Annotated in this window: 21 protein-coding genes; 7 read left to right on the top strand and 14 right to left on the bottom strand. The window is 43.8% G+C overall.

The genetic code is table 11. The annotated features are described in order from the left end of the window. Positions 1–113: 113 nt before the first annotated feature. The 7 genes from R3D00_00345 to R3D00_00315 form a co-directional block, all read right to left on the bottom strand. The gene (locus tag R3D00_00345) at positions 114–461 is read right to left on the bottom strand and encodes a cupin domain-containing protein (protein ID MEZ4771594.1); all 348 of its coding nucleotides are present in this window, start codon (positions 459–461) and stop codon (positions 114–116) included. Between the two features lie 224 nt (positions 462–685). Beyond that, positions 686–1,789, bottom strand: coding sequence for an AI-2E family transporter (locus R3D00_00340; GenBank protein ID MEZ4771593.1), 1,104 nt, complete (start codon positions 1,787–1,789; stop codon positions 686–688). Between the two features lie 7 nt (positions 1,790–1,796). Next, complete coding sequence (locus R3D00_00335; protein MEZ4771592.1) at positions 1,797–2,225, bottom strand: hypothetical protein; 429 nt, start codon at positions 2,223–2,225, stop codon at positions 1,797–1,799. Positions 2,226–2,237: 12 nt separating this feature from the next. Beyond that, a complete protein-coding gene (locus R3D00_00330) occupies positions 2,238–2,576 on the bottom strand; it encodes a hypothetical protein (GenBank protein MEZ4771591.1) in 339 nt (112 codons plus the stop codon). Positions 2,577–2,681: 105 nt separating this feature from the next. After that, a complete protein-coding gene (locus tag R3D00_00325) occupies positions 2,682–2,957 on the bottom strand; it encodes a YtxH domain-containing protein (GenBank protein MEZ4771590.1) in 276 nt (91 codons plus the stop codon). A gap of 64 nt (positions 2,958–3,021) precedes the next feature. Continuing rightward, positions 3,022–3,177, bottom strand: a complete 156-nt coding sequence (locus R3D00_00320) for a lmo0937 family membrane protein (GenBank protein MEZ4771589.1) — start codon at positions 3,175–3,177, stop codon at positions 3,022–3,024. 177 nt (positions 3,178–3,354) lie between these two features. Further along, positions 3,355–3,540 (bottom strand): Thivi_2564 family membrane protein, encoded by a 186-nt coding sequence (locus R3D00_00315; protein ID MEZ4771588.1) that lies wholly within the window; start codon positions 3,538–3,540, stop codon positions 3,355–3,357. Positions 3,541–3,863: 323 nt separating this feature from the next. Between R3D00_00315 and R3D00_00310 the strand changes: the two genes are divergently transcribed. Both R3D00_00310 and R3D00_00305 read left to right on the top strand, forming a co-directional pair. After that, the gene (locus R3D00_00310) at positions 3,864–4,526 is read left to right on the top strand and encodes an OmpA family protein (protein MEZ4771587.1); all 663 of its coding nucleotides are present in this window, start codon (positions 3,864–3,866) and stop codon (positions 4,524–4,526) included. Positions 4,527–4,604: 78 nt separating this feature from the next. Further along, positions 4,605–5,276 carry a porin family protein gene (locus tag R3D00_00305; protein MEZ4771586.1) on the top strand — a complete coding sequence of 224 codons (672 nt, stop codon included), beginning with the start codon at positions 4,605–4,607 and terminating at the stop codon, positions 5,274–5,276. Between the two features lie 104 nt (positions 5,277–5,380). Here the strand turns inward: R3D00_00305 and R3D00_00300 are convergent, their stop codons facing one another. From R3D00_00300 to R3D00_00285, 4 genes are all read right to left on the bottom strand, one after another. After that, a complete protein-coding gene (locus tag R3D00_00300; protein ID MEZ4771585.1) occupies positions 5,381–5,593 on the bottom strand; it encodes a hypothetical protein in 213 nt (70 codons plus the stop codon). A 69-nt stretch (positions 5,594–5,662) separates the two neighbouring features. Continuing rightward, positions 5,663–5,983 carry a hypothetical protein gene (locus R3D00_00295; protein MEZ4771584.1) on the bottom strand — a complete coding sequence of 107 codons (321 nt, stop codon included), beginning with the start codon at positions 5,981–5,983 and terminating at the stop codon, positions 5,663–5,665. A gap of 122 nt (positions 5,984–6,105) precedes the next feature. After that, a complete protein-coding gene (locus R3D00_00290) occupies positions 6,106–6,645 on the bottom strand; it encodes an AraC family transcriptional regulator (GenBank protein MEZ4771583.1) in 540 nt (179 codons plus the stop codon). A 23-nt stretch (positions 6,646–6,668) separates the two neighbouring features. Continuing rightward, positions 6,669–7,259, bottom strand: a complete 591-nt coding sequence (locus tag R3D00_00285; protein ID MEZ4771582.1) for a helix-turn-helix domain-containing protein — start codon at positions 7,257–7,259, stop codon at positions 6,669–6,671. 252 nt (positions 7,260–7,511) lie between these two features. On the opposite strand from R3D00_00285, the gene R3D00_00280 reads away from it, so the two are divergent. The 5 genes from R3D00_00280 (at position 7,512) to R3D00_00260 (ending at position 16,332) form a co-directional block, all read left to right on the top strand. Further along, the gene (locus tag R3D00_00280; protein MEZ4771581.1) at positions 7,512–9,710 is read left to right on the top strand and encodes a T9SS type A sorting domain-containing protein; all 2,199 of its coding nucleotides are present in this window, start codon (positions 7,512–7,514) and stop codon (positions 9,708–9,710) included. A gap of 64 nt (positions 9,711–9,774) precedes the next feature. Beyond that, on the top strand, positions 9,775–10,263 hold the full coding sequence (locus tag R3D00_00275; protein ID MEZ4771580.1) for a M23 family metallopeptidase: 489 nt from the start codon (positions 9,775–9,777) through the stop codon (positions 10,261–10,263). Positions 10,264–10,343: 80 nt separating this feature from the next. Continuing rightward, positions 10,344–12,698, top strand: a complete 2,355-nt coding sequence (locus R3D00_00270; GenBank protein ID MEZ4771579.1) for a PSD1 and planctomycete cytochrome C domain-containing protein — start codon at positions 10,344–10,346, stop codon at positions 12,696–12,698. Positions 12,699–12,724: 26 nt separating this feature from the next. Further along, positions 12,725–14,179 carry a DUF1501 domain-containing protein gene (locus R3D00_00265; protein MEZ4771578.1) on the top strand — a complete coding sequence of 485 codons (1,455 nt, stop codon included), beginning with the start codon at positions 12,725–12,727 and terminating at the stop codon, positions 14,177–14,179. Then, the gene (locus R3D00_00260) at positions 14,179–16,332 is read left to right on the top strand and encodes an FN3 associated domain-containing protein (GenBank protein ID MEZ4771577.1); all 2,154 of its coding nucleotides are present in this window, start codon (positions 14,179–14,181) and stop codon (positions 16,330–16,332) included. Before R3D00_00265 ends, R3D00_00260 begins: the two co-directional genes overlap by 1 nt. Before the next feature lie 8 nt (positions 16,333–16,340). Here R3D00_00260 and R3D00_00255 read toward each other — a convergent pair whose 3' ends face one another. The 3 genes from R3D00_00255 to R3D00_00245 form a co-directional block, all read right to left on the bottom strand. Next, positions 16,341–17,822 (bottom strand): hypothetical protein, encoded by a 1,482-nt coding sequence (locus tag R3D00_00255; protein MEZ4771576.1) that lies wholly within the window; start codon positions 17,820–17,822, stop codon positions 16,341–16,343. A 62-nt stretch (positions 17,823–17,884) separates the two neighbouring features. Further along, positions 17,885–18,646 carry a C4-type zinc ribbon domain-containing protein gene (locus R3D00_00250; GenBank protein ID MEZ4771575.1) on the bottom strand — a complete coding sequence of 254 codons (762 nt, stop codon included), beginning with the start codon at positions 18,644–18,646 and terminating at the stop codon, positions 17,885–17,887. A gap of 21 nt (positions 18,647–18,667) precedes the next feature. After that, positions 18,668–19,456, bottom strand: coding sequence for a Nif3-like dinuclear metal center hexameric protein (locus R3D00_00245; GenBank protein ID MEZ4771574.1), 789 nt, complete (start codon positions 19,454–19,456; stop codon positions 18,668–18,670). Between the last annotated feature and the right edge of the window lie 2 nt (positions 19,457–19,458).

Raw genomic sequence — 19,458 nt, 5'->3', positions numbered from 1 at the left:
TGGATGATCGGTTTGTTTTCTATCCAACAAATATATAAAATGTTTGAATATGAAACATAAAATTGTTCTATTTTAAAACAATTTTATGTTTATAAATTTCTAATATATCCCGCTCAGCTCACATCTTCGTATCCGCTTTTGATAATCGTTGAGAGCATTTTGAATCGTACGTTAGCCTTTATGGTATTGCGGTGATTGGCAGGTATGATGATTGAATCCCCGGTTTCAAGTAAATGAGATGTTCCATCTATTAATATTTCAGCTTTTCCGTCAATCACATGGATGAAATTGTCGTAGGCGGAGCTTCTCTCTGTTAAGGCCTCTCCTGAGTCAAAAGAGACTGCGCTCACATTTCCGGTTGTTTTTCTGATGATTGTTTTAATCACTACCGAGTTCGAAATGTATTCAATGATCTCAACAATGATAAAGACTTTCGATTTTTCAAGTTCAGTATTTTCCATTTCGGAGTGATAGTTAAAGGGATTAGAAGAAAGGGCAGAAGGTTTGGACTTCTGCCCTTTTGGGGTAAAATTAGGTTAATAAAGAGGTTCGATACAGGCGGAATTACTGTAGTTGCCCGGGCCGGGACCTTGTGAATGTTTGTGCTAAGAGTTTGGTTGATGAATGAAGGTACCTGATCACAAGCAGGGAAGTATTACATAACTCGGGTAAAAAATTACATGATTCACAGATTTTGAATAGGGGGGGGGATCGGGAATTCATCTTTTTTTAGTTTTGGGGATAAAATTTCTCCCAGCAAAAATCCCCAGGCTTTTAGCGGCTCTATGCGGTCAAAAACGAGTTTGATGATGGCTACGGCAGGAATCGAAAGAAACATGCCTGGTATGCCCCATAAAGCGGCTCCGAAGATCACAGCCATAAGGGAAATAAGCGCATTGAGTTTCACCTTTGATCCGATGATTTTGGGAACAATGAAGTTGTTGTCTATAAACTGGACAAAGCCATAAAGTATCAGAATATAAAATAAGTAAACGGGGGTTTTGGTGACTAAGGCGATCACCATATAGATCGACACTGCGATCATTGCTCCCAGGTAGGGAATCACATTCAGGAGTGCTCCGGTAATGCCAAGCAGAATCGCGTAATCTATTCCGATTATCAAAAGTCCTACCGAATTTAAGAGGGCGATAATGGCAAATTCTATAAAAAGACCGACCAGGTAACTTTGAATAATTCCCTTTGTTTCAACAAGGATTTCGCTTATTTCAGTATCATTCCCGACCCCAAAAAGTTTATGGACAAACTTGACCAGGTGTGGTTGGTAAAGTAAGATCATAAAGATATAAACCGGAGTTATAAAAACGGTTGCCAATACTCCTCCCATGGTTGAGAGGGTAATGCCGATTCTGCTGCTGCTGTTGTTTATAAATTCACTCATGGAATTGGAAATCCATGTATTGATCTCCCGTGTACTGATATTAAAATAGCCTGAAGTCCAGGTAACGGTAGCGTGGACCAGGTCCTGAAATTTTTGCATCAGCTGGGGCAATGCATCCATCAATCTACTGGCTTGTGAGGATAATAAGCCAATAATCGCGAGTAGTATTAGAAGGGTGATGGATAAAACTATAACAACAGATATGACTCGATTTATTCTTTTTCTCACCATAAAATCCACCGTAGGACTTAGCAAAACTGCGGAGATCGTGCCATAAATAAAGGGAAGAATAAGATCCCGTGCGATAGCCAAAATACTGACTAAGAAATATAATCCGACAATAAGAATAGAGGCTTTTGCATATAGAGGGAGTTGAACACGTGTTTTCATAATAAATTCAGGAAATGGTTTCATGGATTGCTTTATGCTCAACTTCAATCTCACCGAGCTTCGGCCTGTTTATGATCATTTTTAACAATTCTGCTCCCAGTGATTTAATTACTTTTGGATTATGTGTTACCACGTTTGTTACACCAAACATCAATGCGGCTCCCAGAAGCTTTTTAAACGGATTTTTAGATACACGGACAAATAATAGATTAGACAGATAACCAGCAGCCAAACCAACGGATGTATTAAATATATATTCCCGTATCTCTAACGATTTGGCGGTTTCCTGAAGCGTACTTTTGATGAGATTGATGGGTTGAATGCTTTCGTATGCGAGATTAAACTGTTGCTTAAGCATTTTCCCTTCTTCGGCCTGCTTATTTTCCAATTGCTCAATCACCGATCTGAGATCAACTTCCGAATGTATCTTTTGCATAATACCTTTTTATTAAAGCGATTGGTCAATAATTAGTTCACTAACGGGTTTTTTAATCCATTTATAGAGGAAAAAATGCAATACGATCCCTGCTAAAAGGTAAAACGTTGCAACAATAAAAAACCCGTAATAAGATTTACCCAATACCTCACCCAATAGCAGTGCAAGGCCTGTGTTGAAAGTAATCGCAAACAACGAAATCGCGATGATTACGCTCAGACGGGATATGAGAGAGGTGGCGACGACCGTCGTTGTCTCCAATAATTTGAGTTTGGAAAGCTCGTAAGTTGTTTTGCTATATGCCTCCGTTTTTTCAAATAAGGTTTCAATTAAACTTACCGGGGTTTCCATATTTGGGGATTTTTAGCATGGGAAGGATTGGATCTGCAGGACGCAATAAACATCAGATCGAAGTCTGATGTTTATTGCATTTTGCAGATTGAAGACTAGCTGTGTTTATCGCGGTTTTTCGTTTGTGGCAACGGGCATTTCCGTTTTCACTTTTCCTTTTTCGGCCAGGCGAATGGCTTCTTCACTCATCGCTTCAAACTTCCTGGTGAGTGTGTCAATAAGGCCATTAAATTTTTCGCCTAATTCTCCTACGTATTCATCACTTTTGTTTGAGATTTTTTTTCGTGTAGACGAACCTTTATCAGGAGCGAATAATATTCCCAATGAAGCTCCTACGGCAACCCCGGCCAACACACCTAATACTACTTTTCCTGTACTCATGATTGGTATAATTTTAATAAAGTGGTTTTTATTCATGCAACAATGCCGAGTGCAATCGTCAGATTTAAAGAATTTTTCTTCCTTGAATAACTCTAAGGAGGACAGCTACAATTGCAATCACCAGCAGAATATGTATCAACCCACCTGCACTGTAACCAATAAATCCTACTGCCCATGCAATGAGCAGAACGACAGCTATAACATAAAGCAGATTTCCCATAATAATTTAATTTGAATATTAATCTTAATACTTATCCTGTAAAGGTGGCTGTATTCAACAGTCAAAGTGTTACATATCTATAGGAAGTTCTTATAGATATCACATATTCGTACGCTAGTGAGGAAATTGGGGCGTATCCCGGTCGGTGTTACCCGGCGGTATTTCCCCACTGAACGCTTAAATGCGGATACTTTTTACAGAATCCAAAATTCCAAATGCCTGGAGCAACCAAATGACAACCACAATCAGTACAACTACATTGAGGATTTTTTTGATTTTACCATCCATGGGTATATAGGCGTTTACTAACCAGAGTAAAACTCCTACTACAATCAGTACGATTAAAAGATTTAATAAAGGCATAATAATATTCTGTGATTAGAATTTATGGACGTATTGACGATTCATCTTTACTCAGCAAAGATGAATAATTTGACTACCGGAAGTGTTACAGAATAATATGAGAAGATTACATAATTCACAGATTTCCGGTAGCCGCTAAAAAAAATCGAATGATAAAATTTATACACTGATAATTATTAAGAAAATAAAATGTGTGAATGATGTAAACTTCCATCGGAGTTATGCAATACTTCCCGGCACGAACCCATCTACCTTTACAGGAACTAAAATAAACTAGTTACAACCAGCGCAAGTGCTGGCCATTCTTAAACTACAGACAGAGTATGAAAAATTTTAATTGGATTCTAATGATAGGCATAGTGTTGCTATTTTCCAGTTGTGCCTTAACCAAAACCCAGAAAGGGGCAGCAGGTGGAACAGTAGCAGGTGGCGCAATGGGCGCAGTGATTGGTAAGGCTTCCGGCAATACAGCTTTGGGGGCAATTATCGGTGCAGCAGCCGGCGGTGCTACCGGTGCGGTGATTGGCCGTCAGATGGACAAGCAGGCTGACAAAATAAAAACTACGGTTCCCGATGCAAAGGTTGAACGAGTAGGTGAAGGCATCGTGGTAGAATTTAGCAGCGACGTGCTATTTGGATTTGATCAATCTAATTTGTCAAATAATTCTCAAAATACTCTTGATAAACTGGTTCTTGTTCTGAACGATTACCCCGATACCAACATTGAAATACAGGGACATACTGACAGTAAAGGAAGTGTAAGCTATAACAAATCCTTATCGGAAAGAAGGGCTACAAATGTATCCGATTATCTGAAGGCCAAAGGTGTAAAGGCCAGTCGGCTTGATATCAAAGGATTTGGGGAAACAGAGCCCAAGTATAACAATGAGACCGCAGAAGGACGCACACAAAACCGCCGGGCTGAGTTTCTGATCACCGCAAATGAAAAGATGAAAGCTGAGGCTGAAAAAGAAGCCCTTAAATAAAACAGATTCACCGATGGTATCGAATCAAATCGGTACATCAAAATCAAATATTATACAATCACTTAAACACAAATCACAATGAATACCAAACTATATGTTTTTATAGGAATACTTATGTTTTTCGCCCCAATGGCAAATGCACAAAGTACAAAAACCGCTTTTGCCGTTCTTGGCGGTGTGAATCTTCAGAATTTGAATGGAAAAGATGTGGATGAAAGTACCCTTGAAAATGATTTGATTGTAGGCTTCCACGCAGGTATCAATGTTCAGATACCCATTGCTCCGGAATTTTATTTTCAACCTGGCTTACTGTTTTCCACAAAAGGGGCGAAAAGTACAAATGCGTTACTAACAAGTACTTACCATCTTTCTTATCTGGAATTGCCTTTGAATTTAGTTTACAAAGGTTTGCTGGGTTCCGGATATGTTATGGTGGGATTCGGACCGTACGTTGGTTATGGTATCGGAGGTAAGGTAAAAACGGAAGGTGGACCGATCACGCTTGATACTCCGGTTAAATTCCAAAACGTTGTGGAAGTAACGGATCCCCTTACCGTAGTATATTTTAAACCCCTGGATGTAGGCGGAAACGTTTTTGCCGGATATGAGTTGGCAAACGGGATATTTTTCCAACTGAATACACAACTGGGGATGATTAAAATTAACCCTGAAGACAACCGAATAACCGGCAGTGATAAAACATCTGTAAAAAACACCGGCTTTGGACTTTCCCTTGGGTACCGTCTATAATAAGGTTTCGCCACATTTTATCCAGACTTATATAAGTCTGGATAAAATGTGGCGGATTTTTTAAGTTAATAAGATTGATGATGAATCTCTCTTACTTACTTCTGTCATGATTTTTTTTGCCCGACTAAAAACATACCTCCCCCCACAACCATCACTGCAACACCGACTAAGGGTGACCAGGTTACTGTATGGTTTTTGTCTTGGGTGATTTGTATTTCACCTACATCCACGATTTTCTTTTTTGTTACAAAATTGAATCCGGTGTAAATGGTAATCAGTAAACCGATTGCAAAAATGATGATGCCTATTTTTTTCATTGCCTGTCTTTGGGTGGTTCTAAATCAGTCATGGAATGACTTCTGAAAACTGCCATTTTATTGATACATTTAGAGAAGGACAATCAGTAAAACAATGATTAGCACCAATGCGCCGGCTGAAAGGTATACCCCTCCTCCCAGTCTGAGATTCTTTTTAGTCTCTTTTGCTTCATTTCGCAATTCTTTCTTTTCCGCCGAAGTCATCTCTGATTTATCCATTGCTTTAATTTCGTCTAAACGGTTGATTAAAGCTGTATTTTCGGGTGATTCAACCGGTTTTGGTTTATCCGAAGGCAGCGAAATAGCGGTTGCTTCAGTAGAAGCGGACAAGGATAGGGGGACAGATGCGAACAACAGCAATGCTGCTGCGATTACAGATAATTTTTTCATTTGGTTTAATATTTTATCTTCCCGAAAGCTGGCGGGTCAGGTTATGAGGAACTCTCACAGTACAAATATCTGTACTCTGTCTACGTCAATCGTTACATACTTATAAGGGAGTTTTACATATATCACAGGTCTTCCAGGTTGACTTCTCGCTTATGTTTTAGCTTTTTGAAGAAGGAAGGAGACAGGCCTGTGACTTTCTTAAACTGGTTGGACAAATGTGCTACGCTGCTGTAATGCATTTTATAGGAAATCTCGGTCAGATTCAACTCGTCATATAACAGCAATTCTTTGACCTTTTCAATTTTGTGGATGATGATATACTGCTGCAGGGTGATACCCTTCACCTCTGAAAATATATTGGATAAATAGGTATAATCGAAGCCCAGCTTTTCACTGATATAATCTGAGTAATTCACATTTGGCAATTCGTCCATATAATGAATCATCTCTATGACCACATGTTTTATTTTTTCAACAAGAATGCTCTTTTTACTTTCCAACAACTCCAAACCGTCTGCCATGAGATTTTTTTTCAGCTCCTCGTGCTGTTTTTTTGTAATATCTTCAAAAAGTTCAACCATGCCAAGGTCAATACTGAAATAGCGAATCCCCAGTTTTACCAGTTCTTCCGCCACGATCATCTTACAGCGATGGCTAACCATATATTTGATGTATAACTTCAATATTATCGAGGCGTTGGTGGTTTGGGAATAGTCTCATATTGATGGCGGACGTTCATACGCTTCTGTTTTACTTGTCTGTAAAAGGAAGGCGTCAAACCTGTAATTTTTTTGAACTGGTAGGATAAGTTTTCTACATTTTTGTAGTGTAGTTTATTGCAAATTTGAGTCAGGTTCAGGTCTTCATATAGTAAAAGCTCCTTTACTCTTTCAATTTTATGCATGGCGATATAATGTTCGATGGAAAGGCCTTTTATTTCTGAAAACAGGCTGGAGAGGTAGTGATAATCGCAGTTTAATTTATCACTAAGGTGGTCGGCATAATGTTTTTCATCTATTTCGTTGGAATTATAAATCATATCCTTCAGCACATTTTTTATCTTTTCTATAAGCATACTATCCGCGTCATTGAGCAATTGCATCCCTGATTTCAGGAGGCTCTTTTTAAGCTGCTCGCGCTGTATAGTCGTGATCGCTTCCCGGATTTCAACTTTACCATTGTCAATCAGTGTATAGGACAGTTTCAGTTTTGTCAATTCTTCCTTGATAATCATTTTGCAGCGCAGACTGACCATGTATTTTATGTATAGTACCATATTCGTTTATTGAAGCGCTCAGATCTTTTTTATGGGGGGTAAAAATTGGTTGATGCTGTTGTCTTAGAGGGGTGTAGGTGTAAGGTCGGCTAAAATTGTCAATACTTCAATATAATCCTCATTTTTATTCTAAATGCCTCTGGCGGTAAGTTCAAATTTTATCTCCGGATTATTAACATCCGCCGATATTTTAGTAAATTTGAGATTGAGAGTCCCTTCATTTCGTTCCTTCGCGCCTAACCACTCAACCAAATGAAAAAACTACTTTACCCATCGTATTTTGTTGTATTTTTTCTGATGTACGGGTTGCTCCCGTCTTCTTTTGCACAACCGCATTCTGTCGCCCGGCAGTGGAATGAAGTACTTCTGGATGCGATACGGGGCGATTTTGCAAGACCTACCGTTCATGCCCGAAACCTGTTTCATACTTCGCTCGCCATGTACGATGCCTGGGCGGTGTATGACCCCGTGGCGGAGACTTTTTTTCTGGGAAAAACGGTCGGCAATTATACCTGCTCCTTTACAGGGGTACCCGCTCCGGCCAATGTGAAAGCCGCGCAGGAAGAGGCGATCAGCTACGCGGTTTACCGTGTACTGCGCCATCGGTTTGCCAAATCTCCCAGCGCCGCGAAAATTATCGATGAATGTGACTCGTTGTTCCAGGCTTTGGGTTATGACCCGACCTTCACCAGTATTAATTACAATACCGGCAACCCGGCCGCACTGGGAAACTATATCGCCGAAAGAATCATTGACTTTGGCCTTCAGGATGGCTCCAATGAAAAAAATCAATATGCCAACCGTTTCTACGAACCTGTAAATCCTGCCATTGCCCCCGACATTCCCGGCAACCCCTATATTCAGGATCCCAATCGCTGGCAGCCTATTTCTCTGGAGGTTTTTATCGATCAGTCAGGAAACCCTATTCCCGGTCGTACACAACCCTTTCTCAGCCCCGAATGGGGAAGAGTGACGCCTTTCTCTCTCACAGAAGAGGATCTTACCATTTACGAGCGGGATGGAAATGAATACTGGGTCTATCACGATCCGGGCCCACCGTCTTATATCGATCCGGAAAATGGTGGCGATGGATCGGCTGAATATATGTGGGGATTTAACCTGGTAGCGGTATGGTCAGGACACCTCGACCCCCGCGATAGTGTGATGTGGGATATTTCTCCTGCTTCTATCGGTAATATTGAAAGTTATCCCACCAGTGCTAAAGATTATCCTGCGTTTTATGATCTGATAAATGGTGGTGATGCCAGCCGGGGAAGGGAAATAAACCCCTATACCGGTCAGCCCTACGAACCACAATATGTGCCCCGGGCAGACTATGCCCGTGTACTTGCTGAGTTCTGGGCCGATGGTCCGGCATCTGAAACGCCTCCCGGGCATTGGTTTACCATCCTCAACTATGTCAATGATCACCCCGCCCTTCAAAAACGATTTAAAGGCCAGGGAAACGTACTCGATGATCTGGAATGGGATGTCAAAGCTTACCTGCTGATGGGAGGGGCCATGCACGATGTCGCCATTTCTGCCTGGGGGGTCAAAGGGTGGTACGATTATACCCGCCCGGTATCGGCCATTCGCTATATGGCCGACCGGGGCCAAAGCTCCGATCCTACACTGCCCAATTATCATGTCGCGGGAATCCCTCTGGTTCCTGGTTTTGTCGAACTTGTGGAAGCCGGAGACCCGCTGGCGGGAGCCGGCAATAAAAATGTAGGTAAGATCAAACTGTTTGCGTGGAAAGGCCCGGATTTTATCTTTGATCCGGAAACCGATGAAGCCGGTGTGGACTGGATTCTGGCCGAAAACTGGTGGCCCTATCAGCGCCCTACATTTGTGACACCCCCTTTTGCCGGGTATGTTTCGGGCCATTCTACCTACTCACGGGCTGCCGCGGAGGTGATGACAATGCTTACGGGCGATGAGTATTTTCCAGGAGGAATGAGCGGATTTGTGGCAAAGAAAAATGAGTTTCTGGTGTTTGAAGAAGGTCCCAGTATGGATGTGATTCTCCAATGGGCAACTTATCGCGATGCTTCCGATCAGACGAGCCTCTCGCGTATCTGGGGCGGAATCCATCCGCCGATGGATGATATTCCCGGCAGGTTTATGGGAATGGAAATCGGGGTGGAAGCCTTTAATTTAGCAGAAAAATATTTCACCGGGAATGCGCCGAATGCGCCCGAACCACCAGCAACACAACTTTTCCCCAACCCGCTTTATGCGACTGAGAACATGACAGTAAGGGTAAATGTGCTTACCGATATGATAGATATACAAATGTTTGACCTTGCGGGTCGACAGATCGAAGTTAAATTCTTGAAATCGGGATTTGAATGGATACTCGATATTCCAAATGAAACTTCTCCCGGTACATATATTATCCGCATTACGGGAGATACCTTCTCCAATGCGCATAAAATTCAGGTCTTGTGATAGCCGTTGTGTGATGAGTAAACGAGGTAGCAGCAATAATTTTTTGCATGAAAGTACCTGGTTAATGGCCCTGGTACTGGGCACCGTGTATCTGTCTTTTACTCCTGCTTCCTCAAACCTCTATATGCCCTACCTCTCTCCGGTAAAAAATGGATTGGTCGTGTCGGGTTTTGGTATGCGTATGCACCCGGTTTTGCAGGAATCAAGAATGCATCAGGGGGTGGATTTCAGAGCGAAGGAAGGCACCGCAGTGTATGCCGCAGGCTCGGGTATTGTACTTGAAGCAGTCGAAACCTCAGGCAGTTATGGGATGATGATCGATATTCACCATGACAATTCGTACGTAAGCAGATATGCCCATCTGTCAAAAATGGTTGTTACCGCAGGAGAAGTGGTGATCGCCGGCCAATTGATTGGCTATTCTGGAAATACCGGACTGTCCACCGGGCCGCACCTGCACTACGAAGTCATCCATGACAAAGAAAAAGTCGATCCAATGATCTATTTGCCCGAAGACGTAAAAGTCGAAGAAGCAGGAGTTTCTGTGGATTGATCTTGTGGATGAACGCGTTTTTGTGGGGAATTTTTTTAAATTAGGACAAGATTTGCTGATTTACCCAGGATACTACTAACATGTCTAACCTACTATCAGTCCTCAAAGCTTTACAGAAGCGTACCAGGTGGCTCATTGCCGGAGTTGCGGGTATCGTTGGTTGTGTACTACTGTTTACGCTGAATGCACACACTTTCATTTCTTCCGGAAATTCACTCCCGGAAAAAGTGGATTTCAACCGGCATATACGGCCGATTCTTTCCGATAAATGTTTTAAATGCCACGGCCCTGATGCCAAACAGCGAAAAGCCGGCCTCCGGCTTGATACGCCAGAAGGCGCCTTCGCCGCTTTGGAAGAAACGCCCGATCAGTTTGCCCTTGTTGCCGGCAACCCTGATGCATCTGCGGTTTTTCACCGCATCGTGGCGACAGACACTACCGAACGAATGCCTCCCCCTGAATCCAAACTGAAACTCTCGGAAAGAGATATCCTCCTCATAAAAAAATGGATTGAACAAGGCGCTGAATACAAGCCGCACTGGGCATTTATCCCCCCTGAAAAAGCACCACTCCCAAAATTGAAGAATAAAAAGTGGGTAAAAAATGAAATAGATGCATTTGTGCTCGCGCACCTTGAGGAAATTGGCCTTAAACCTAATGCTGAAGCTGACAAAGAAAGGCTGCTCAAACGGGTGTCCATGGATCTCACCGGCCTGCCACCTACGATTGAAATGCAAGACCGTTTTCTCGCCGACAATTCTCCCGATGCATACGAGAAAATGGTTGACGAACTGCTCGCAAGCAAATCATACGGAGAAAAAATGGCGATTCAATGGCTGGATGTTGCACGCTACGCTGATTCTCACGGGTATCAGGACGACGGACTCCGCACCATGTGGCCCTGGCGCGACTGGGTGATTCACGCTTTTAATGAAAATTATCCCTACGATAAATTTGTTACCTGGCAGTTGGCCGGCGACCTTCTCCCCCAACCTTCCAAAGAAATGCTGCTCGCCACAGGGTTTAACCGCAACCACAAAATCACTCAGGAAGGCGGAGTGATTGATGAAGAATACCGGATTGAATATGTGACCGACCGCACCAATACCTTTGGCAAAGCTATGTTGGGCCTTTCTTTTGAATGTGCCAAATGCCATGATCATAAGTATGACCCTATCTCTCAGAAAGACTATTACAGCACTTTTTCTTTCTTCAATCAGGTGCCGGAAAAAGGCCTGGTAGGTACGATTGATGCATCTTTTGCAGACCCGCCAAATATGAAGATCACCGAAGCCGATGTTGCTGATTATCTCAGTTTCATTAATAAAAAAGATACGGCGCCAGTGATGGTCATGATTATGAAGGATTCGGTAGGCATTCGCTCCACGCATATCCTAAACCGCGGCAATTACGATGCACCTGCTGATGAGGTGAGTTTTGCCACACCCCAAACGATCATGCCTTTTGACACCACCCGTTTTGAAAAAAACCGGCTGGGACTGACAAAATGGTTGTTTGCTCCTGAAAATCCGCTCGCATCAAGAGTTTTTGTCAATCGCATCTGGCAGGAAGTATTTGGCCGGGGAATCGTCAAAACAGTTGGTGATTTTGGTATGCAGGGCGATCTCCCCACACATCCTGAACTACTGGATTGGCTGGCTGTAGATTTTCGGGAAAATGGCTGGGATATCAAACGGCTGATGAAGATGATCGTTATGTCCGCTACTTATCGCCAGTCTTCAGAGGTCAGCCGCGAAATGCTTGACAAAGATCCGGAAAATCTGTATCTGGCCCGGGCTCCGAGGATTCGTTTTGCCTCAGAAATCGTCAGAGATCATGTACTCGCCAGCAGCGGACTGCTTACGCCAACCATCGGCGGACCGAGTATAAAACCCTATCAGCCCAAGGGCTTATGGGAGGCCGCCACCTCTGGCCGGGGACTTCTCATGAACTATGTACAGGATCACAATGAAGATCTTTACCGCAGGGGAATGTATGTGTTTATCAAACGGACCGTTCCCCCGCCTGTCATGCTGATGTTTGATGCATCAAACCGGGATCAGTGTGAAGTGCGCCGTATCGCGACAAATACGCCGCTGCAAGCACTTGTCATGCTCAACGACCCGCAGGTGCTCGAAGCTTCCCGCGTTCTGGCAGAAAAGCTGATCCAGAAGAATATTGCTCCCGCTCAGATGGTCGAAACGGCCTTTCGCCTCATCATTTGCCGGGAACCTAAAAAGGAAGAGCTGGATTTGTTGACCAATTATCTTTCTGAAGAAAAAATAGCTTTTGCTGAAGATGAATCCAATGCAGAAAAATCGCTGGCCGTAGGAGAGTATCCCCATGCACCAGTAGAAGATAAAGCCTCTCTTGCAGCACTTATGCAGGTGATTCACACGATCTACAATATGGAAGAAGCCATTACAAAATCCTGAACCCCAACCCCAAACCTGAATATATCATGTCAAACGAATTTCTCGAAAGCCGATTGAACGTAAACCGCCGCCATTTTCTGGGAAAACTTGGCCTTGGAATCGGTAGTGTAGCACTGGGCTCTCTGTTGATCCCTGATCTTTTCAGCGGAGGAGATGCTGCCACAGACGCAATGTCACTGGGGTTCACCCATTTTGCACCCAAAGCTAAAAGAGTCATTTACCTCTTTCAGAATGGCGCGCCTTCTCAATTGGAAACATTTGACTACAAACCCATGTTGCGCAAGATGCATGGGGAGGATCTGCCGGATTCCATCAGGATGGGACAAAGACTTACCGGTATGACATCCAATCAAACCAAATTTCCACTGGTCGGGTCTTATTTTGACTTCAAACAATACGGAAAATCGGGAGCATGGATCAGCGACCTTCTCCCCAATATTGGCAGCATAGCCGATGACCTGTGTATCATTCGCACGATGCACACGGAGGCGATTAATCATGACCCTGCGCTTACTTTTATGCAGACCGGCGCACAGCAGGGAAACCGGCCAAGCATGGGCGCGTGGGCAAGCTATGGTCTGGGAAGTGAAAACAAAAATCTTCCCGCATTCTGTGTCTTGTTGTCCAGAGGCAGGGGAAACGGACAAGGTGTATATGCTAAATTGTGGACCAATGGATTTCTGGATAGTGTACATCAGGGCGTGCAGTTTAGCAATAGCGAAGACCCTGTATTGTTTTTGAAAAACCCTGACGGCACAGACAAGCAGAGCCGCAGAAAAATGCTGGACAAGCTGGCCGAGCTCAATCAGATGGAATTTGACGAACTGGGAGATCCCGAGATTAAAACCAAAGTCCAGCAATATGAAATGGCCTACCGGATGCAAACAGCCGTACCGGAAATTACAGACCTGAAAAGAGAGCCCGAACATATTATTCAGATGTACGGCCCTGACTGCCTCGTACCCGGTACATTTGCCGCCAATTGTCTCCTTGCCCGTAAACTCTCCGAATCGGGCGTACGATTTGTGCAGTTGTATCACCAGGGCTGGGATCAGCATGGCCAGCTTCCATCTGAAATGCCACTTCAGGCTGAAGACGTTGACAGAGCTTCTGCCGCATTGGTCAAAGACCTCAAACAGCGTGGGCTGCTCGATGAAACACTGGTAATCTGGGGCGGAGAATTTGGCCGCACAAACTACTGCCAGGGCACACTCACCCGCGACAATTATGGACGGGATCACCACCCCAGATGCTATTCAATCTGGATGGCAGGAGGCGGGGTGAAACCCGGAATTGTGTATGGAGAAACGGACGAATTGGGCTATAATATTGTGAAAGACCCTGTCCATATCAATGATTTCCACGCTACCTTCCTTCACTTGCTGGGACTTGATCACGAAAGACTTACCTACAAACATTTGGGCAGAAGATACCGCCTGACCGATGTTGCCGGAAAACTTGTAAAGGATATTATCGCCTGATGAAAAAATTCGAGTCTATTATCTCCAATACAGTATTTGCCATACAGATTCTGTTGGTATTTCTGCTTGCCTTTGAGGCAAAAGTGGCGCTTCCCGTCTGGCTTCAGCCGCTCGGAAGAATGCATCCTTTGATTCTTCATTTGCCCATTGGTTTTCTGATTATTCTGGCGTTGACCCAGTTTCTCAGGAAAAACTTTGAAGGGGAAGGTTTCGAAAAAATCCAACGGTTTACTTTATACCTGACGGTTGTTTTCACCTCTCTGACTGCGCTTATGGGCTTTTTCCTTTCCCGTGAAGGAGGATATGAATCCAGATTGATGGATTTCCACAAGTGGACAGGCGTCGCTTTGAGTTTTATGGCTTACGGATTGTTGATTCTGTATCAGAATCCAGACCACTCCGCCAAGTTGTTTAATGGTTTGCTGGCAGCTTGTATGGCTTTTATGATCCTTGCAGGCCATTTTGGTGCGGGAATCACGCATGGCGAAGATTTCCTGTGGGCGCCGATGATGGATAAAAAAGTAGAAATTTCGGAAGAAAGCACCGTTTTTTCGGCGGCGATTATGCCCATTCTTGAAGATAAATGTACTTCCTGCCATAACGGTTCCAAGAAAAAAGGCGAACTGGATATGACCACGCTGGAAACCTTACTGGCCGGAGGAAAAAATGGACCTGCGTGGAAATCTGGCGATTTGGCTGAAAGTCATATGATTCAACGGATTCACCTTCCCGTAAGCGATGAAGATCATATGCCTCCGGATGGTAAACCCCAGCTTACAGAAGAACAAATCAGTTTGCTTGAAACATGGATACGCAAAGGCGCTGATGCCAAAATCAAAATTGCAGAACTGGTTCCCGGCGATACGCTTCAAATGATGGTTGCCCAGGCATTAAAAACTTCGGAAAAAGAACCTGCTATTAAGTATGCTTTTCCTCCTGCCGATGAGAAAACCGTTGCGAAGCTCAATGATCCTTTTCGCAGTGTGGTACAACCTACGCTTCATTCTCCTGACTTGCACGTGCAGTTTTTTGTACGGGAATCTTTTACTTCGGCAAGACTGGCAGAATTGCTGGCTATAAAAACCCAGTTGGTCACCCTCAATCTGACCAATATGCCGGTAAAGGATGAAGATTTGAAGACTATCGGTCAGTTTGAAAATCTGGAAAAACTCATTCTGAACGGAACAGATATCACGGGTGCAACTTTTTCCGATCTCTCCGGATGCAAAAACCTAAAGGCACTGGCTTTCTCCAATACAGATGTGAATACAGAGAATATACTGAAAAATCTGGGTAATCTGCCCGGTGTGGAATCGGTATTTCTTTGGAGCACAGATGTCGAAGAAAAGGATCTCTCCGAATTATCGAAGAAATTTCCGGATATGGTGTTTGAGTATGGATATATTCCGGAGGATTCTATTCGGCTTTCCCTCACTCCGCCGGTATTGGTCAATGAATCAAACGTATTGGCTGAGGGGGAAAAAGTTGTACTTAAGCACAATTTTCCCGGAGTGACTATTCGGTATACCATAGACAGCACAGATCCCGACAGCCTTACATCTGAGGCATATACCCAGCCATTTCCTGTAGATCAGTTTACGGAAGTGCGGGCCCTGGCATATAATCCCAACTGGCTGGCAAGCAGGATCGTTTCTTATACTTTTTTTAAGGAAGGACATTATCCCGAAAATGTTTCGCTGATGACCCGACCCAATGACGAATATATCGGAAACGGGGGGCGCACACTAATGGATGGCGAAAAGGGCAAAGCCAGCACATTCCGATCTCCACTTTGGCTGGGATACAAAGATCGTCCGTTAATCGCACTATTTGATTTTGGCGATACACCTCCTGAGATCTCGCATATGACAATGAGTTATGCGCGCAATATTGACTCATATATTATGCCACCGGTTTATGTGGAAGTATGGGGAGGAGATGATGAAAATTCGCTGAAAAAGCTGGCACGAATAGATCCAAAGCCTGTTACCGGGTATGAGCCTGTTTCTGAAAAAGGACTTGATCTGGCGTTTGATGCCACCAAATACCGCTATTACAAGATCATCGCGCAGTCTGTTCAGCGAATGCCTTCCTGGCACCGTGGATCAGGCGATAAGGGATGGATATTTGTCGATGAAATTTTCTGGTACTAGAAGAAAGGCTATTTTCCTTTAATCTCATCCAGTGCGGCTTTACAGCGGCTTTCGAGGCCTGCCTGGTAGAAATAATCATTAAAGGAGAGCGCTTTTTGATAGTGATTTCTTGCAAGCGGGAAGTCACTGAAAGCTTTGGCGATTTCGGCCTGATAGTAAAAAGCATATACCTGCATCCACAGCTGGTCGCTGGCGGGCTGGGCAATACATTTTTGATATCCTGCCAGCGCTTCCGGACCTTTTCCCATCGAATGATAGATTCTGCCAAAACGGTAGTATAGTTCGGTTCTTTCGGCAGGAGAAAGTAAGGAAGCCCTTGGTTCCAGTTTGTTGAGAATCGCGACCGATTCTTCGAGGTATCCCCCATCGAAGAAATTTCTGGCCCTGAAAAGTGCTTTCAGATCTTCGGAAGGCGCTGCTGCCATAAATTTTTCGGCCATATAGATGGCATACTCATCTTCATCAAAGCCGGAGGCTTTTTCTTTGGTCACAAGTTGAAAAAAATGGCGGCCTATGGGGTAGCTGCCATCAAGTGTCAGTGCCATTCCCAGCCGGAAAAGCGCGTCTGATCGAAAAATATTTCCTTTGTGCGCCTTTAAAAACCGCGAAAAATAACGCTGCGCTTCCCTATTATTGGACTTAAAATAATAAGCTCTTCCCAGTAAGTAGTCCCAAAAATTCAAGAAACATACTTTCCCGTCGTTGTACTGTTCTCTTTGGGTGAGAATCTGCAGCGATTTATCATTCTGCTTGATACTTTGGTAGCCGGAGGCCATAAATAAGTCGAGGACGATATTTTTTTCGAATCGTTTTCGCTCCTTTTCCAGTCTTTCAGAGGCTCTCACATCCTGGTTGAGCATATTTCGCTCTATATTGTATAGGAGGAGTGTAGATTCCAGTCGCAGGAGCGTTCCCGATCTGGAACATTCTTCCAGCTGTGCGATTCCTGTCTGAATATTACCCTTATAGCCCAAAGAATTTGTAATCCATTGATATTTGGAGGGTACTGCACCAAAAACCACATTAAAGAGACCGAGAACCTTTTTCTGATTGATATTTTTGGGAAACAGACTTTGGTTTTCTTTGATCAGGTTCCTGCTGAGGCGGGCATGGCGAATAGCCGTCAGGTAATTTTGATCGACAAACTCAAGCATAGCCCGTTTGCACTGGATTTCCGAGAGCATGACCAGGCGGAGCGAATCACTTTCGGGAAGGGATTCAAGATTATCTGTTGTTGTTTTCCAGTCAGCACGAATCTTTTGCAGATAGGCGATATCCTGATCTGCGAAGTATCGATATACCAGGATGGTATTTTCGTAGAAAGATCTGTAACCAGGATGTTGCAGATTGGGAATCAGAGCAGCAGCTTCATCAAGATGAAACAATTCCAGATTATTTTCAATCCGGGCACGAGTTGCTGCATCATCAGCCGGGAGGGCAAAAGATAGCAGAGGGGAAGTCAGGAGCGTAATTACCAGAAATTTCCACATACTATTGGGTATGTTTGGATAAATATCGTGAAAAGCGCCAGAATCCCCCTCCGGGAGAATCGCTAGCTGATTATCTCAATAACCTGATTTCTGACTTCTTCGAAGAAGCCTTCATCTACCAGGATACGGCCACAATTTTCACAGTGAATGAGTTTTCTTCGCTGTTTCAATTCTATATGAATCTGGGGAGGAATAATGGAGAAACATCCACCACAGGCATCGCGGTCTGTGTTTACAACGGCCAGACCATTGCGCATATTATTGCGAATTTTGGTATAGCCATTGAGGATCCGGTGATCTACGCCTTCGGAAGCTTTTTCAATGGCATCGCGAAGTTTGCGTTCTTCTACCCGGGTATCCTCGATGATTTTATCGAGTTCCTTTTTCTTATCTTCCAGCTCCGCTCTTTTGTCATCTACCCTTTTGGAAGTTTGAGTAAACAAATCTTCTTTTTGCTCTATTTGCTCCTGAAACTGACGAATTTTCTTTTCGGAAGTGAGAATCTCAAGATTGGCGTATTCAATTTCTTTACGAAGCGCTTCAAATTCACGATTGTTTTTCACATTCGTCATCTGATCTTCGTACTTTTTAATCTGATTGGTGAACTCCTCAATCTTGTTCTTCTTGTCTGTAATGTCCTTTTTCAGGCGGTCGATTTCTTCTTCTATTCGCGACTTACGGGTAACAAGACCTTCGAGATCATCCTCAAGGTCGCTTACTTCTTCAGGAAGGCTCCCTCTGAGTCGGTGAATCTCATCAAGTTTTGAATCAAAAACCTGGAGACGAGTAAGTGTGCGCAATCTTTCCGCTAAAGGGTTGTCCATAGAATGGGTAATTAATGGTTATTAAAAATACCTTACCGGATTGGTTATTACTTCGGATAAACGGATCGCAAAATTAATAAATTTTTCTGATAAATAATCACGAATCAAAACCGAAGTATATTGTTCTGACTCATAATGTCCTATATCTAGCAACAGAATTTTTTCCTCGTTGTCGAAAAACTTGTGATAAGTAATATCTGCGGTTACCAGTGCATCTGCATTCTGCCTGATGGCTTCCTGGGTCAGGAAACTTCCGGCGCCCCCGCAAACGGCTACTTTTCCGATAAATGTTTTATCTGTATCTGCATATCTGATTCCTCCGCAATGAAAAGCAGATTTGACTTTGGCCAGAAAATCTGTTTTTGACAGGGGTTCTGCCAGGTTTCCGATCATACCGGCGCCGTAAGATTCTTCGTTAAAAACAGTTTTCTTTTGAAGAAAACGGGTATCGCGAAGGTCAAGCCGGTCGCATATTTTCTGATTTACCCCTGAGTGCACATGGTCAAGATTGGTGTGGCAGGCATAAATAGCGATATCTTTTTTTATCGCTGAAATAATGGTCCTGCTCACATAGTCTTCACCATTTAACCGTTTTCGGGCTGAAAACCAGATTGGATGGTGTGCGACAATCAGATTGATCCCCAGCATTGCGGCTTCATTCACTACGGCCTCCGTTACATCGAGGCTGACAAGTACCCCGGTAACTTCTGCATGCTCATTGCCGACCAGTAAACCTACATTGTCATAGGATTCTGCAACCGGCAGCGGCGCCCATTCTTCCAATACCTCCGCAATGTCCCTGATTTTCATAA

It is taken from the genome of Bacteroidia bacterium (assembly GCA_041391665.1).
GTDB lineage: Bacteria > Bacteroidota > Bacteroidia > J057 > J057 > JAGQVA01.
The sequence above is the reverse complement of the archived record's forward strand: the minus strand, read 5'-3'. Positions and strand labels throughout refer to the sequence as shown.